Origin of the sequence: Flavobacterium sp. ACN2, from assembly GCF_002303885.1 — a bacterium.
Taxonomy (GTDB): Bacteria; Bacteroidota; Bacteroidia; order Flavobacteriales; family Flavobacteriaceae; genus Flavobacterium.
Genome location: NZ_MRCM01000004.1, coordinates 334,753 through 352,039, shown reverse-complemented (window position 1 = coordinate 352,039; position 17,287 = coordinate 334,753). Strand labels below are relative to the sequence as shown.

The following is a 17,287-nucleotide window of genomic DNA, read 5'->3' as shown; positions in this document are numbered from 1 at the left end:
AGATGTGAAAAAAAGAAATCAAATTAACTCTCATAATAACAGCTTACATCTCACTTTTAACATTTCACAAAAAATCATAAACGTGCTTCAAGATTCTTGATTAATCCATAAATAAGTTTCCCTATGATATCTAATTTTTCAATCAATTGTTCACATTCTTTTTCATTGAAAAAATCTAGCTCCTTGCTTAATAAAATTAAAGTATCGAGTTCTGATAAAGAACCTAGGGAAATATGTAAAAAATGGATAAACTCTTTTGTTCCTTTTCTTGCTGCTCCTTCTGCAATATTAACAGGTACAGAAACAGAAGCTCTGCGGATTTGTGAAGTAATTCCAAACTTTTCCTCAGAAGGAAATTGTCTTGTAGCTAAATAAATTTCTTTAACGAATTCAAAACTTTTAATCCATGAATTCAATTTCTTGTGTGGTTTCATCTTTAAAATAATTATTTACAAAAGTAGGAAATTTCACATTTTACATTTAACATCTTACACAAAGAAAAATGACAACTAATAAATCCACATCATTGTTTGAAAGTAAACAGGTAAAAGAAGCCTTAGCGCAGTCTTTTGTGAAGCTTAATCCAAAAATGATGATCAAAAATCCGGTAATGTTTACCGTAGAAATTGGAACAGCCATTATGTTTGCTGTCTGCATTTCAATATTAATGGGTGCAAATGATCAGGGAAGTTTTACTTATAACCTAATTGTATTTTTAATTTTACTGGCAACGCTTTTATTTGCCAATTTCGCCGAGGCAATTGCCGAAGCAAGAGGAAAAGCACAAGCCGACAGTTTAAGAAAAACAAGAGAAGAAACTCCTGCAAAACAAATTTTACCTAACGGAGAAATTAGAAACATTAGTTCTTCGGCATTAAAAAAAGACGATATTTTCGTTTGTGAAGCTGGCGATTTAATTGCTGCCGATGGAGAAATTATCGAAGGTTTGGCTACAATCGACGAAAGTGCCATTACTGGAGAAAGTGCTCCTGTTATTCGGGAAGCTGGCGGAGATAAATCTTCGGTTACCGGAGGGACAAAAGTTTTATCTGATAAAATTAAAGTAAAAGTTACTTCTGAACCCGGCGAAAGCTTTTTAGATAAAATGATTGCTTTAGTTGAAGGTGCAAGCCGTCAGAAAACACCAAACGAAATCGCCTTAACCATTTTATTAGCCGCATTTACTTTAATCTTCGTGATTGTGTGCGTTACGCTAAAACCGTTTGCCGACTATGCCAACGCACCCATCACGATTGCGGCTTTCATTGCTTTGTTTGTTTGTTTAATTCCAACTACAATTGGTGGTTTGCTTTCTGCGATTGGTATTGCGGGAATGGACAGAGCTTTACGAGCTAACGTAATTACAAAATCTGGTAAAGCGGTTGAAACTGCTGGGGATATTGATGTATTGCTTTTAGATAAAACAGGAACCATCACGATTGGAAACAGAAAAGCAACTAATTTTTATCCCACAAAAGGAATTTCTTTTGATGATTTCGTTAAATCGGCGGTTTTGAGTTCGCTTGCAGATGATACTCCAGAAGGGAAAAGTATTCTCGAGCTCGGTAAAATGTTAGATGTGAATAGTAAAATGCAGTCAGACATTTCACTTCTTACAGAAAACATCTCACACAGTATAAAATTTACTGCTGAAACCAGAACTTCTGGAGTCGTATTAAAAGACGGGACTAATATTCGAAAAGGCGCACAAGACGCTGCAAAAAACATTGCGCAGCAAGCCGGAAATTCTTTTCCTGAAGATACTGCCCAACAAGTTATTACCATTTCGTCTAACGGAGGAACTCCCCTAGTTGTTATAAAAGACAATGTAGTTCAAGGTGTTATCGAACTTCAGGATATTATCAAAACCGGAATGAAAGAACGTTTTGAGCGCTTACGCAGAATGGGAATCAAAACGGTTATGGTTACGGGTGATAATCCGCTTACGGCTAAATTTATTGCCGAAGCTGCTGGTGTTGATGATTTTATTGCCGAAGCTAAACCTGAGGATAAAATGAACTACATTAGAAAAGAACAAGCCGAAGGACGACTAGTAGCGATGATGGGTGACGGAACAAATGATGCTCCGGCTTTGGCTCAAGCCAATGTTGGTGTTGCTATGAACAGCGGAACTCAAGCTGCAAAAGAAGCCGGAAACATGGTCGATCTTGACAATGACCCAACGAAACTAATTGAGATTGTTGAAATTGGAAAACAGCTTTTAATGACTCGAGGTACTTTAACTACTTTTTCTATTGCAAATGACGTTGCGAAATATTTTGCTATTGTTCCTGCTCTTTTTATTACTGCGATTCCTGCGTTACAAGGTTTAAATATCATGCATTTGCACAGTCCGGAAAGCGCGATTTTATCGGCTGTAATTTTCAACGCGGTTATTATTCCAATTTTGATTCCGCTTGCGCTGAAAGGGGTTGATTATCGACCAATTGGAGCAAGTGCCATCCTAAAAAGAAACCTTTTGATTTATGGTTTGGGCGGTTTGATTGTTCCTTTTATCGGTATTAAAGTTATTGATTTACTAGTAGCTCTATTCATGTAAGGTTCTAAGATGCTAAGATTCTAAGGGACTAAGGTTTTCTCTTAGAATTGCAAATACAGGAATCTTTAAAAACTCAAATTAAAAACATGACTTCGATTTGCTAAGCTTCTGAAAAAAAACTTAGAACCTTAGCAACTTAGTCCCTTAGAATCTCAAAAAAATGAAAAATCTATTTTCTATAATAAAACTTACCGTATTTACTTTGATTTTATTTGCGGTTATTTATCCTCTTGCGATTTATGGAATCGCACAAATTGCTCCAAATCAAGGAAAAGGAGAAACGATTTCGGTTAACGGAAAAGTGGTTGGTTATCAAAAAATTGGTCAGAAATTCGATAAGTCGAATTATTTCTGGGGAAGACCATCTGCTGTTGATTATAACGCGGCGGGAAGTGCTGGAAGCAACAAAGGCCCAAGCAACGCCGATTATCTTGCTTTGGTTCAAAAAAGAATTGATACGCTTTTACTGGTTCATCCTTACTTGAAAAAGTCTGAAATTCCGGCTGATATGGTTACGGCTTCAGGAAGCGGTTTAGATCCAAATATTTCTCCACAAGGCGCTTTGATTCAGGTAAAACGAATTGCTAAAGAAAGAAAACTGGATGAAACTAAAGTGAAATCTTTGGTGGAATCTAAAATTAATTCAGCTGTTGTTGGTCCTGAAACGGTTAATGTTTTGGAATTGAATGTTGCGCTGGATCAGCTTCGCTAAAACAAGGTTCTGAGGTTCTGAGTCGCTAAGGTTCTAAGGTTTTTATCCTAACAGGTTTCCAAAACCTATTAGATATTATAAACAGAGTAACCACACAGTTTGTCATCCTGAGGAACGAAGGATCACACTCGAAACTCCGTCCCTATAATCGCCAATCTTTGTCGAGCTCCTTGTGTGATCCTTCGTTCCTCAGGATAACAAAAAATGGCGAGAATTGGAATCTAAAAAACTAAACTTACAATAATACCTAACAGGTTTTGGAAACCTGTTAGGATATGAAAATATTATAATACAAAAATGCCTTTTTTACCCCAAATGCCCTAGCCCCGATAGTAGTGGAAATCCTTTTTCTGGCTTCTTTAGCCAGGAAAAGATTGAAACGGATAGCGGGATTAGCTCCTAAAAAATCTACTAATAAATAATAGAATACCACAAAAATGAAAAAAATAATACTTACTGCTCTAATCGCTTTTGGTTATAGCAATTTACATGCACAAGAAGAATCAAAAAGTCCGCTGACGTTTTCGGGATATGTAGAAACCTATTACAGCTATGATTTTGGAAAACCTGAAAATCATACTCGGCCAAGCTTTTTTTATAACTTTAATAAAAGTAATGAAGTAAACATCAATTTAGGTCTTGCAAAAGTAAATTATACCAAAGAAAATGTTCGGGGAAATTTTGCCTTAATGGCGGGAACTTATGCCGAATATAATATGTCTGCTGAACAAGGTTTGTTGAAAAATGTTTACGAGGTAAATGTGGGTGTGAAAATTTCGAAAAGCCATAATTTATGGATTGATGCAGGGATTATGCCAGCTCACATTGGTTTTGAAAGTGCCATTGGAAAAGACTGTCAAACTTTATCAAGAAGTATTCTGGCTGAGAATTCGCCTTATTATGAAGCAGGAGTCAAAATTGGTTATACCTCTGAATCAGGAGAATGGTATTTGGCGGGTATGTACTTGAATGGCTGGCAAAGAATTGAAAAAGTAGAAGGCAATCAAACACCTGCTTTTGGAACTCAAATTACTTACAAACCATCTGATAAAGTTGTTTTGAACTGGAGTACTTATGTTGGAAATGAGCAGCCAGATATTGATAAAAAATGGCGTTATTTCAACAACTTTTACGGACAGTTTAAAGTAACGGAGAAAACAAATGTAACGGCTGGTTTTGATGTTGGATCTCAGCAATCGGCTAAAAATAGTAACAAATACGACACTTGGTTTTCGCCTGTTTTGATTCTGCAATACAAACCCGTTGACAAGATTCAGCTTGCGGTGAGAGGTGAATATTATAGTGATGAAAAAGGTGTAATTATCGCAACTGAAACGCCAAATGGTTTTAAAACTTACGGATTTTCAGCTAACTTTGATTACTTAGTTACTGATAATGTTATGTTTAGAATTGAAGCCAGAAATCTTTCAAGCAAAGACGAAATCTTCACCAATAAAAATAATCTTCCAACGGATACGAATACGTTCGTGACAACTTCGCTGGCGATTTCATTTTAGTCTAGTGAAATGTTTTTTGTAAAATGTAAGATGTACTAAACATTACGCAGGACATTTTACATTTTACAGATAACATCTTACCTCATAAAATATGGAAAACGAAAATAATAACGCACAGCACTTTCTCGATTTAATTCAGAAATCACGAAAAGGAAAGTTTAAAATCTACATTGGAATGAGCGCCGGTGTGGGCAAAACTTTTCGTATGCTTCAAGAAGCGCATTCGTTATTGAAAAACGGAATCGATGTAAAAATTGGCTACATTGAAACACACATGCGGAAGGAAACGCATGAATTACTTGCCGGTCTTCCGATTATTCCGAGGCGGACTATTTTTTATAAAGGAAAAGAACTCGAAGAACTCGACGTTCAGGCTATCATCAACCTTAGACCAGAAGTGGTTATTGTTGATGAATTGGCACATACAAACGTTGAAGGAAGCAAAAACGAAAAACGCTGGCAGGATGTTTTAGAAATTCTGGAAGCTGGAATAAATGTAATTTCAGCTGTTAATATTCAGCATATTGAGAGTTTAAACGAAGACGTAAAACGAATTACGAATATTGATGTTCAGGAACGAATTCCTGATAATGTTTTGCGTCTGGCCGATGAGGTCGTGAATATCGATTTGACTTCGGAAGATTTGATTGCGCGTTTAAAGGAAGGTAAAATTTATACGGCAGATAAAATTCCGACTGCTTTAGCGAACTTTTTTAAATCGGAACAGATTTTACAACTTCGGGAATTGGCTTTGAAAGAAGTAGCGAGTCAGGTCGTTCGAAAAGTTGAAAATGAAGTTCCGAATCTTCATGCTTTACGACATGAAAAATTGTTGGCCTGTATTAGCAGTAATGATAAAACGGCTAAAATTGTGATCAGAAAAGCAGCTCGATTGGCAAGCTATTATAACGGAAGCTGGTATGTTTTGTATGTCGAAACTCCGCAGGAAAGCAGTACAAGAATTGCACTTGATAAACAAAGACATTTAATTAATAACTTTAAACTTGCCGTGCAATTAGGAGCCGAAGTTATTAAACTCGAAAATTCGAATATTGCCAATGCAATTTTGACAACTGTAGAAGAAAAACAAATTACAACTGTGTGCATCGGAAAACCGCATTTGAATTTATTTAAAGTAATTTTGTCTACAACAATTTTCAGACGTTTGCTAAACAAGCTGTCTTTATCAAATGTTGATCTTGTTATTCTGTCTTAAAAGTTTTTAAACCATATAAGTTATATAAGTTCATTTAAATTCGGGGCGTTGAAGTTTAACCGCAAAGTTCGCAAGGTTTTTACGCAAAGTTCGCTAGAATTATTTTGCTCGCAAAGACGCAAAGCTTTTAATCTAACCTTTGCGTGCTTTGCGAAACCTTAGCGCTCTTTGCGGTTAAATTTTAAGCACAGTTTTTAAATGAACTTATATAACTTATATGGTTCAAAAAAAATTAAATGTTTTATAAAATGAGAATTAAAACCAAATTGAATCTGGGTGTTGGATTGTTATTTTTAATGATTATCATTCTCTCGTTAGTGAGTGCTTATTCTGTTTTTTTGATTAAGCAAGACACCGAGAATATTCTGAAATCCAATTATAATACTTTGGAATATTCCCGAAATATGATTTTTGCCTTGGACGGAATAAAGTCGGATTCAAAAGAAACAATTCAGAGTTTTGAGGAAAATCTTGAAAAGCAGACTCAAAATATTACAGAACCAGGGGAAAAACAAGCTACCGAAAAACTGAAAGCGAGTTTTGCTCTTTTAGACAAAAACAATGCTGATGAATCAGTAAAAGCTCAGATTCGTCAGGATATTTTTGCGATTATGAAACTGAATCTGGACGCCATAAAACAGAAAAGCGATATCGCTAAACATTCGGCTGAAACGGCTAATTTATCGATTGCCATTGTGGGAACTTTATGCTTTCTGATTGCTTTTAATCTATTGGTTAATCTACCTAATAATATTGCCAATCCGATTAGAGAATTAACGCAGAGTATTAAGGAAATTGCCAATAAAAACTATTCAGAACGTGTTCATTTTACAAGTCACAGCGAATTTGGAGATCTAGCCAAATCGTTTAATACGATGGCGCAAAAGCTGGAAGAATATCATGACAGCAATGTTTACAAACTTCTTTTTGAAAAGAAACGGCTGGAAACGCTTATCAATAATATGAATGATCCAATTATTGGTTTGGATAACGAAGGAATTGTTTTGTTTGTGAATGATGAAGCACTGAAAATTATTGGTCTAAAATCAGAAGATATAATTGGAAAACCCGCATCTGAATTAGCTGTTTCTAATGATTTAATTCGTTCTTTGATTCTGAAAGAAAGTGAAACTACTAAAAAACAGCCTCTCAAAATTTTTGCTCACGGAAAAGAAAGTTATTTCGAAAAAGAAATTCACAATATAACAATAACGCCAACTGGCGAAGAAAAAGAAATCAATATTGGCGATGTCATTATTCTTCGAAATATTACGCTTTTTAAAGAATTGGATTTTGCTAAAACGAATTTTATTGCCACCGTTTCGCACGAGCTAAAAACACCAATTGCTTCTATAAAATTAAGTCTTCAATTGCTTGAAAATGCTAAAACGGGCAATATGAACGACGATCAGAAACAATTGGTTGAAAGTATAAAAGATGACAGTCAGCGTTTGCTGAAAATTACAGGAGAATTACTGAATTTATCACAATTGGAAACTGGAAATATTCAACTGAATATTGGAAAAAGCGATCCGCAGGAAATTGTGAAATATGCCGTAGAAGCTGTAAAAGTTCAGGCAGACCAAAAACAAATTCAGTTAATTGTTGATGCCAATGAAAATCTCAAAAACGTAAAAGCAGATGCTGAAAAAACAGGCTGGGTTTTAATTAATTATTTATCGAATGCCATTAGATATTCGTCTGAAAAAAGCACGATTCTTATTAAATTAAAAGAAGAAAATAATCAAATGTTTTTTCAGGTTATTGATACCGGAAAAGGAATTGATACAAGATATAAAGACAAAGTTTTTGATAAATATTTTCAAGTTCCAGGAAGTCAAAAATCAGGAACTGGATTGGGTTTAGCGATAAGCAAAGAATTTATTGAAGCCCAAAACGGAAGTGTTGGCGTAGAAAGTAATTTAGGACTGGGAAGTACTTTTTGGTTTTCGTTGAAAGTTTAAAAAATTGTGAATTATTAAAAGAGCTTCGGAGAAGCGAGATATTTATAGCTAATTTGATTCACATTGATAATAAGCTCCAGCGGAGCGACATATTTCACCCCTCTGGGGCTTAAAAAACTCGCCTAATAAATTTTCTATAAATATATCGTCCCGCTGGGACTTATTTACTTAAAATCATCAATCTAAATAAAATAAAATTTAGCCAATCTTAATTCAATTACCTCATTTAAAACCAACAAATTAATATTCCCTTAAGGTTCAATTAAGCCCAAAATACCTGCGTCGAACATTCGTTAATTTTGTACAATATAACGACTAAGAAAATGTTCCACAAAACGATTTCCCTACTATTTCTATTCGGATTATTTTCTGTAAATGCGCAGCAAAACGATTCGATTACAAAAATTGACAGTACTTCACATCAGCTAAAATTCAATTATAAACAATTGATTATTCCTAGTGTATTAATTGGGTATGGTGTTATTGGACTTGAAAGCGATCAGCTGTTAAGCTTCAATTCGCAAATAAAAAAAGAAGTTACTGAAGACATTGACGAGAAAGTTACAATTGATGATTTTTCTCAGTATGCGCCTGCTGCATCGGTGTATGCGTTGAATGCTTTTGGCGTAAAAGGCAAAAACAATATGCGTGACCGCTCTGTGATATTGGTGACTTCGTATGCAATTATGGCTACAACGGTTTTAGGTTTAAAATCAATTTCACATGTAGAAAGGCCCGACGGAAGTTCAAACAACTCCTTCCCTTCCGGACATACTGCAACTGCGTTTATGGGTGCCGAATTTTTATATCAAGAATACAAAGACAAATCAATTTGGTACGGAATTGCAGGTTACGCCGTTGCAACTGGAACTGGCCTTTTCAGAATTTACAACAACCGCCATTGGCTAACAGACGTGGCTGCTGGAGCTGGAATCGGGATTTTGAGTACCAAAATTGCCTATTGGATTAATCCGTATATCACTAAAAAATTGTTCAAATCATCAGCCGAAAATAAATCTACTTCTATGATATTGCCCTTTTATAATGGACAGCAATATGGTTTGGGATTTGCGAAGGTTTTTTAATTTATAATTTGTCATAAAATGCTATTATTCTTTATTTAATATTTTAAGTTTGTTAGAAAAACAAATCAAAAATTAAATGAGTTATATAGTTGTAGACATAGAATCAGACGGACCAATTCCTGGAGATTATTCCATGATATGCTTTGGCGCTGTGCTTGTAAATGAAAAGTTAGATAAAACTTTTTATGGAAAACTAAAACCTATTTCCGATAAGTTTGATCCGCAAGCTTTAGCAATTTCAGGTTTCGACAGAGAAACAACTTTAGAATTTGATGATCCAAAAGAGGTAATGCTAAATTTTGAAGAATGGATAAAAGAAAATTCAAAAGGAAGACCAATATTTATTAGCGATAATAATGGTTTTGACTGGATGTTCATTTGCTGGTATTTTCATCATTTTTTGAATAGAAATCCTTTTGGATATTCATCAAGAAGAATAGGTGATTTATACTGTGGTTTAGTAAATGATACTTTTGCTCAATGGAAACATCTTCGAAAAACGGAACATACGCATAATCCCGTTGATGATGCCATGGGAAATGCTGAAGCATTATTGCATATGAAAAATGAAATGCAACTGAAAATTGATTTAAAATAAACTCCAGAATTAAAGATTCATTTCCATAATCGGCATGAATCTATTTTTTATGGAAGTTTCAAATTCACCGATTTTTGTAAATCCGATTTTCTGGTAAAATTGTTCGGCATTTGGTTCTGAATCTAAAATGATTTTTTGACATTTTTCATTTCGCATTCTTTCCAAAAAATCATTCATTAGAAAAGAACCAAATCCTTTTCCTATATATTCAGGTAAAATAAATAAGTTATCCAATTTTACCTGATTGTTTTCTAATCTTAAATAAGAATAATAACCAACAATCTGATTCTCATCAACCAAATTAAAAACAGGATTTGTTTTGATATAATCTATGGTGATGGTTAGATTATTACTCCATTTCTTCATTTGCTCATCCGAATATCCCCAATACGCCTTTGACTTTTTGGTGATTTCCGTTAAACAGATATGATCTTCGATTTTGGCTTTTTGGATATTCATAAAGTAGTCGGTTTAAAGTAATTTCCTATTTTCGGCAATTGCTTTTTCATATTCGATTGAATCCATTTTCTGCAAATTATCAATCAAATAATCTATTTGTGCTAAACCAATTTCTTTATATTTTTTGATATCCTCTTCGCTTAATTTAATTTCTCTTTGGACATCTGCTATTCCGCCTAAAAAACACCAAAGAAAATATTCTTCATTAAAGACTCGAAATATAAAATTCCAATCTTCAAAATACAAAATCTGTCCTTCTATAGTTGTAAAATCTAAATAATTCTCAGCATATCGAAAGCCTTCAAAAACTTTGTTTGTAATTCTAATACTGACAAAACTCTTTTTACTGATTATTTCATTAATCTCTTCAACAGTCTTATCATCAACACGATATGAAAATCGAAGTTCGTCCAGAAATTCTTCATCACTAATAAAACCAATAACTCTTAGAAACTTGTGAAATCGTTTATCCCATTCTGCAAGTGTTAATTCTGTTCTTGTTATAAAACTCACTGTGCCTGTATAAACAATAAATATCATTACTCTTAATTTCTATAGTTAATGAACCTCTAGGTATTCGAAGTATTATTCTTAATCTCTCGAACTTCACGTTTCAATTCTAAAAGCAAATCTTTCATTGCTCCGGTTTCTGTCATTTCTTGTTTTTTATCCGAACGGCCAATATTACATTCATATTCCCAAATCTCCAAAATATCAGAAGCTTTCACTTCATAATTCGGATAAAAACTGTTATCGGATTCTAAAACCAAAGAGTTCTTTTTGTTTTTATTGAGACGTTTGTACACCATTCCTTCATTTTTAGTAATCAGAATATAGGTTTTACCGTCCATCACCTCTCCTAGTTTTTCTACATAACGACCAATAATGATAGAACCGTCTTCGTGTGGAGGCATTGAATCGCCTTCAACGGGAAATCCGCGATGTTTTCCAGGTCCTAAAAACGGAAGTGTAATTTGCTGTAAACTTTCAATATATTCAGGATCAGCATATCCGTTCAAATATCCTGCTTTTGCTTTTTGAGATACAATTTCAATAAAATTTTCTCCAAAACTATCCACTTGAATGGGCAAAATAAGTCGGTTACCTTCCAATTTTATCAAATTTTGCACATCAATTTTACGTATATCGACAGATAATATCAAGTCAATACTCATATGAAAATATAACGCAATCTTCTTTAGAATATCATACGGTGCTTCCGAAGTTCCGTCTTCGTATTTCACGTATCTTCCTCTTGTAATACTAAGGTTTTCAGCTAATTTCTCCTGTGATATTTTATGCTTAACCCTTAACGCTCTGATGTTGTCTGAAAATAAGGACATAATAAATTTGTTATAATTTGGAACAGCAAATATACAAAAAAATGTTACCACCTGTACTAATTTTGTTTCATACAAAAACAAAAAGGAAAAAATGGCACGGGCAATTGTACATATGGATTTGGATACCTTTTTTGTATCCTGCGAACGACTTACCAATTCTGAACTTAATGATATTCCGCTTATTATTGGCGGAGGTGATCGTGGCGTTGTGGCTTCTTGTTCGTATGAAGCCCGTAAATTTGGTGTACGATCTGCAATGCCTATCGCAATGGCAATGAAACTTTGCCCGCAGGCGAAAGTCATGAAAGGAGATATGGAATTGTATTCGCGACTATCTCACGATGTCACTGAGATTCTCCAAGAAAAAGCACCTGTTTTAGAAAAAGCAAGTGTCGACGAATTTTATCTGGATATTACAGGAATGGATAAATTTCATGGAAGTTATAAATGGACAGATGAATTGGCACAAAAAGTAATTAAAGAAACTGGACTTCCGATCAGTTTTTCGTTATCGATCAATAAAACCGTTTCTAAAATCGCTACAGGCGAAGGCAAACCAGTAGGAAATCTTGAAATTCCAGAACATAAGGTACAGACTTTTTTGAATCCGCTTTCGATTCAGAAAATACCAATGGTCGGAACCGTAACTTTTCAACTCTTGTCTCGAATTGGTGTTCGTAAAATTCAAACTTTAGCCGAAATGCCTGCTGAGGTTTTACAGCAAATGATTGGAAAAAACGGCCTTGATATTTGGAAAAAAGCGAACGGAATCGATCATACACCTGTAGAACCATATAGCGAAAGAAAATCTATTTCTACAGAACATACTTTTTCTCAAGACACCATTGATATTGCAAAACTTAAAAGAGTGCTTTTGGGAATGGTCGAAAAACTGGCTTTTCAATTGCGTTCAGAACAATGGCTGACTTCAACAGTTACGGTTAAAATTCGTTACGCCAATTTTGATACTGAAACCAAACAATGCCGAGTTGCTTATACTTCAGCCGATCATATTTTGACTAAAAATGTAATGGAACTTTTTGAAAAAGTGTATCAGCGTCGTATGCGTCTGCGTTTGATTGGTGTTCGCTTTAGCGGATTGGTCCGCGGAACGTATCAAATTGATCTTTTTGAAGATACTCAGGAAATGCTTTCACTTTATGAAGCGATGGACAAAATGAAAAGCCGTTACGGTTTTGATGCCGTAATGCGCTGTGCCGGAGCTCATTTTAAACCCAATACTAAAGACGAAATTTTAAAACGCAAGAAATAATGTATCTTAATTGTCATTCCTATCATTCCTTACGTTACGGCACGATTCCGCTAAAAGATCTTGTAGGTCTGGCTGTTTCTTGTGACGTAAAAGCAATGGCATTGACAGATATTAATACTGTAACTGGAATTTATGATTTTATAAGAGATTGTGAGAAAAACGAAATCAAGCCTTTGGTTGGAATGGAATTTCGCTGTAATCATCAATTTCGATATATTGGTTTAGCTAAAAATGCCGAAGGATTAGCTGAAATGAATCGTTTTTTAACTGAGTATAATTTCAGCGGAAAAACTTTGCCTTTACGAGCTCCTGAATTTAAGGAGGCTTTTGTAATTTATACTTTAGAAAATGCTCCTGAAACGCTTCATGAAAATGAATTTATTGGAGTGCGTACCGAAGAAGTTTCAGGCCTTTTAACCTCTAAACATAAAAATAAAATTGCCAAAATGGTGGTTTTACAGCCCGTAACTTTTAGCAGTAAAAAAGAATATAATCTGCATAAAGTACTACGTGCAGTTGATACGAATATTATTCTGTCAAAACTTACTGAAGCGGATTATTGCAAAACTTCTGATTTCATAAAACCATTAGAAGCACTTTTGCCTTTCTATGAAAAATATCCTGAAATCATTTCGAACACACAACGCATCATTGACAAATGTAATTTTCAATATGAATTTGGTGTTCCACAAAACAAAAAATTCTTTACCAAAAGCCGTGAAGAAGATATAAAAATGCTTACTGGCTTGGCGCTAAAAGGTTTTGAACATCGCTATGGAAAAGAAAATACAATAGCAAAAGCACGTGTTGAAAAAGAACTGAAAGTTATTGACGAATTAAAATTTAGCGCCTATTTCTTAATTACTTGGGATATAATTCAATACAGCAATAGTCAAGGATTTATGCATATCGGTCGCGGAAGCGGTGCCAACAGCATAATAGCCTATTGCCTCGGAATTACTGATATCTGTCCAATAGAACTCGATTTGTATTTTGAACGTTTCTTAAATCTGAACCGGAAAACTCCACCCGATTTTGACATTGACTGGAGCTGGCAGGAACGCAATGAAATTTTAGAATATATATTCGGAAAATACGGCCGAGATCATGTTGCTTTCTGCGGAACCAATGTGGAGTTTAAATATCGTTCTATTTTTAGGGAAGTTGGAAAAGTTTTTGGTCTTCCGAAAGAAGAATTAGATGTATTGGCAAAAAATCCAGAAGAGCTTCATCCTACAAATAAGATTGTGAAATTGGTTCAAGAATATGGTTTTATGATGCAGAAATATCCCAACCAGCGTAGTATGCATGCCTGTGGAATTATTATTTCTGAAGAACCAATTACCAATTACACGCCTTTGGAAATGCCTCCAAAAGGTTTTCCAATTGTGCTTTTTGATATGCATATTGCCGAAGAAATTGGTTTTGACAAATTCGATATTCTAAGCCAGCGTGGTATCGGACATATTGATGATAGTGTAAAATTGATTGAAAAAAATAGAGGTATAAAAGTAGACATTCGCAATACTTCTATTTCTAAAGATGAAGCGGTTTGCAATTCTTATTTAGCAAAAGGAGATACAATTGGCTGTTTTTATATCGAAAGTCCTGCGATGCGCGGGTTATTACGCCGATTGAATTGTGATAATTATAAAATTCTGGTGGCGGCTTCATCTATTATTCGTCCTGGAGTTGCACAATCTGGAATGATGAAAGAGTATATTTTTCGTCATAATAATCCAAATCAGTTTGAATATTTTCATGAGGTTTTTAGAGAACATCTTGGCGAAACATATGGCATTATGGTGTATCAGGAAGATGTGATAAAAATTGCCCAGCATTACGGCGGACTTCCTGCTCCTGATGGTGATATTCTTCGTCGTGCCATGTCAGGAAAAGGAAGATCGTTGGAAGCTTTACAAAAAGTAAAAGATAATTTCTTTGCAAGCTGCGCGCAAAAAGGGCATCCAGAAGTTTTGAGTCAGGAAATTTACCGTCAGATTGAATCTTTTGCGGGCTATTCTTTCTGCAAGGCGCACTCGGCTTCTTATGCCGTTGAGAGCTATCAGAGTTTGTACCTGAAAGTTAATTATCCTGTAGAATTTATGACAGCGGTAATCAATAACCAAGGCGGATTTTATAGAACCGAAGTTTATGTGCACGAAGCCAGAATGTCGGGCGGAACCGTTCATAATCCGTGTGTGAATAAAAGCGAATATCAAACGACTTTGTACGGAACCGATATTTATTTAGGGTTTATGCATTTGCAGAGTTTAGAATCTAAAATTGCGAATTTAATAGTATCAGAAAGAGAGAAAAACGGCGATTATCTTTCTCTGGAAAATTTCATCAATCGCATTCCAATTGGAATTGAAGGCGTTAAAGTTCTCATTTTTATTGGTGCTTTTCGCTTTACAGGAAAAACAAAAAATCAGCTTTTGATTAGTGCGAGTTTGCTTTTAAACAATTTTAAACCCGAAAATCGAAATTTGATGCTTTTGCAAGAACCGGTAAAAGAATTCAAATTACCTGTCCTGGAACGTTCTGTTTTTGAAGATGCTTTTGATGAAATCGAATTGTTGAGTTTTCCTGTTTCTTGTACGGTTTTCGATCTTTTACAAACCAAACATAGAGGTGATATTATGGCAAAAGATTTAGTAAAATACCATAAAAGACAAGTTAGAATGCTGGCCTATCTCATTTCCAGAAAACACGTCCCGACCAAAAAGGGTTCGATGTATTTTGGAACTTGGATCGATCATGAAGGCACTTATTTTGATACGGCACATTTTCCAGATAGTCTTGCAAAACATCCTTTTCAGGGTGGAGGCTGTTATCTTTTGTTAGGAAATGTTGAGGTCGATTATCATTTTCCGACCATTACGATTCTCAAAATGGCCAAAATGCCTTTTATTCCAGATCCACGATATATGGATTCTAAAGATCAATACAGAACATAAAATCAAATAAAGGAAGATATTAGTTTGACGCATCGAGCGCCTTATCCGCAAGAACATGAAATTAATCTTCCGAGACATCGAATGAAGTTTTAGTGTTCAGAATTTAGTGTTCAGTGGCAGTATTCAGAGTATTGAACATTGAGACTGAAAACTGAGACCGACAAACTCAAAAAATAACTAAAGAAAAACTTACGTTATACACAAATGAAGAAGCAAGAATATGCCATAGTCGATATTGAAACCACAGGCGGAAATGCCAGTGGAAGCCGTATTACAGAAATTGCCATTATTATTCATGACGGTACAAATGTATTGGATCGTTATGAAACACTTGTAAATCCTGAACAGGACATACCTCCTTCTATTTTTGGATTGACAGGAATTAACAACGAAATGGTAGCCAATGCGCCCATTTTTGATGATATTTCAGAGAAAGTTTTGGAAATGCTTACTGATCGTATTTTTGTTGCCCACAACGTGAACTTTGATTATTCATTCGTTCATCATCAACTGGAGCAAGCGGGTTTTAAATGGTCGGCAAAAAAGCTTTGTACAGTTCGTGCAGCTCGAAAAATCAAACCTGGATTGGGTTCTTATAGCTTAGGAAATCTGTGCAATTCTTTAAATATATCTTTAGAAAATAGACACCGTGCCGGCGGAGATGCCGATGCTACTGCTCTTTTATTTTCGCTTTTATTGGAGTGGGACGATGCTGGAGAAATTGATCAAATGATCAAGAAAACAGCGCAAGATCAGCGCTTGCCACCCAATTTACCACAAGAAGATTTTAATAATTTACCTGACAAACCAGGAGTCTATTATTTTTATAATCAGGCAAAAAAAGTGATTTATGTTGGAAAAGCAATCAACTTAAAAAAGCGTGTCACTTCTCATTTTACAGGAAACAATATCAAACCGCAAAGACAGCATTTTTTAAGAGATATTCACGGAATTTCTTTTGAAGTCTGCGCTACCGAACTCATGGCGCTTCTTTTAGAATGCACCGAAATCAAAAAACTTTGGCCCACTTATAATAGAGCCTTAAAACGTTTTGAAGCCAAATTTGGCATTTATCAATACGAAGCTCGAAACGGCTATAAATATTTGGCAGTTGGTAAATTGAGTAAATTTCAGACTTGTATTCATGAGTTTAATAGCCAATACGATGGCATTAATTTATTGCGAACTCTAGCCGAGTATTTTGAAATCGATCATCGTTTTTGCAAATATACAAGACCAGAAGAAGGCGAATTTTTCCAAAATAATGATACAAGAGATTTGCCAGACGTTTCATTTCATAACGAACAAGTTGACAATGCTATTGAATTTTTATTGAATAACAGACCAAGTTTTGCCATTATAGACAAAGGACGTTCTAGAGACGAAAGAAGCTGTATTTGGATCGAAAATGGTCATTTTCATGGAATGGGCTACATTCCGAGAGATGTTGCCATCAACGATTCTGATGAAGTAAAAAATTATGTTACCCCTTATAAAAGCAATCAATATATTGAACAGTTAATTTTTGCTTACGCAGAAAAACATCCGAGAAAAATATTCTTTAACAAACAACTTTTCATTTCCTAAACCAATAAAAAAA

Annotated in this window: 13 protein-coding genes and 1 pseudogene; 10 read left to right on the top strand and 4 right to left on the bottom strand. The window is 34.9% G+C overall.

Annotated features, from left to right (window positions below; all coding sequences use genetic code 11):
* Positions 1-74 precede the first annotated feature (74 nt).
* The gene (locus BSF41_RS07080) at positions 75-434 is read right to left on the bottom strand and encodes a four helix bundle protein (RefSeq protein WP_095928794.1); all 360 of its coding nucleotides are present in this window, start codon (positions 432-434) and stop codon (positions 75-77) included.
* A gap of 68 nt (positions 435-502) precedes the next feature.
* Here BSF41_RS07080 and kdpB point away from each other — a divergent pair, with 68 nt between their 5' ends.
* The 7 genes from kdpB to BSF41_RS07045 all read left to right on the top strand — a co-directional run bounded on the left by kdpB (position 503) and on the right by BSF41_RS07045 (position 9,652).
* Complete coding sequence (gene kdpB, locus BSF41_RS07075; protein WP_095928793.1) at positions 503-2,560, top strand: potassium-transporting ATPase subunit KdpB; 2,058 nt, start codon at positions 503-505, stop codon at positions 2,558-2,560.
* 160 nt (positions 2,561-2,720) lie between these two features.
* Entirely contained in the window at positions 2,721-3,272 is a 552-nt protein-coding gene (locus BSF41_RS07070) for a K(+)-transporting ATPase subunit C (protein ID WP_095928792.1), read from the top strand.
* A gap of 437 nt (positions 3,273-3,709) precedes the next feature.
* Positions 3,710-4,789, top strand: coding sequence for a porin (locus tag BSF41_RS07065; RefSeq protein WP_095928791.1), 1,080 nt, complete (start codon positions 3,710-3,712; stop codon positions 4,787-4,789).
* 91 nt (positions 4,790-4,880) lie between these two features.
* A complete protein-coding gene (locus tag BSF41_RS07060; protein ID WP_095928790.1) occupies positions 4,881-6,005 on the top strand; it encodes a sensor protein KdpD in 1,125 nt (374 codons plus the stop codon).
* 248 nt (positions 6,006-6,253) lie between these two features.
* A complete protein-coding gene (locus BSF41_RS07055) occupies positions 6,254-7,969 on the top strand; it encodes an ATP-binding protein (RefSeq protein WP_095928789.1) in 1,716 nt (571 codons plus the stop codon).
* A gap of 323 nt (positions 7,970-8,292) precedes the next feature.
* Positions 8,293-9,054, top strand: a complete 762-nt coding sequence (locus tag BSF41_RS07050) for a phosphatase PAP2 family protein (protein ID WP_095928788.1) — start codon at positions 8,293-8,295, stop codon at positions 9,052-9,054.
* Positions 9,055-9,130: 76 nt separating this feature from the next.
* Positions 9,131-9,652: an exonuclease gene (locus BSF41_RS07045; RefSeq protein ID WP_095928787.1), complete on the top strand. Its 522-nt coding sequence runs from the start codon at positions 9,131-9,133 to the stop codon at positions 9,650-9,652.
* Between the two features lie 9 nt (positions 9,653-9,661).
* Here BSF41_RS07045 and BSF41_RS07040 read toward each other — a convergent pair whose 3' ends face one another.
* The 3 genes from BSF41_RS07040 to BSF41_RS07030 are packed head-to-tail and all read right to left on the bottom strand — an operon-like array spanning position 9,662 to position 11,454.
* On the bottom strand, positions 9,662-10,111 hold the full coding sequence (locus BSF41_RS07040) for a GNAT family N-acetyltransferase (protein WP_095928786.1): 450 nt from the start codon (positions 10,109-10,111) through the stop codon (positions 9,662-9,664).
* Between the two features lie 12 nt (positions 10,112-10,123).
* Positions 10,124-10,651 (bottom strand): hypothetical protein, encoded by a 528-nt coding sequence (locus BSF41_RS07035; RefSeq protein ID WP_095928785.1) that lies wholly within the window; start codon positions 10,649-10,651, stop codon positions 10,124-10,126.
* Positions 10,652-10,680: 29 nt separating this feature from the next.
* Entirely contained in the window at positions 10,681-11,454 is a 774-nt protein-coding gene (locus BSF41_RS07030) for a LexA family transcriptional regulator (protein WP_095928784.1), read from the bottom strand.
* Positions 11,455-11,545: 91 nt separating this feature from the next.
* Here BSF41_RS07030 and dinB point away from each other — a divergent pair, with 91 nt between their 5' ends.
* From dinB to BSF41_RS07015, 3 genes and pseudogenes are all read left to right on the top strand, one after another.
* Positions 11,546-12,727 carry a DNA polymerase IV gene (gene dinB, locus BSF41_RS07025; RefSeq protein ID WP_095928783.1) on the top strand — a complete coding sequence of 394 codons (1,182 nt, stop codon included), beginning with the start codon at positions 11,546-11,548 and terminating at the stop codon, positions 12,725-12,727.
* A pseudogene (locus BSF41_RS07020) lies at positions 12,727-15,780 on the top strand (DNA polymerase III subunit alpha). The gene dinB and the pseudogene BSF41_RS07020 overlap by 1 nt, the downstream one beginning before the upstream one ends.
* 111 nt (positions 15,781-15,891) lie before the next feature.
* Entirely contained in the window at positions 15,892-17,274 is a 1,383-nt protein-coding gene (locus tag BSF41_RS07015; protein ID WP_095928782.1) for an exonuclease domain-containing protein, read from the top strand.
* Positions 17,275-17,287: the final 13 nt, after the last annotated feature.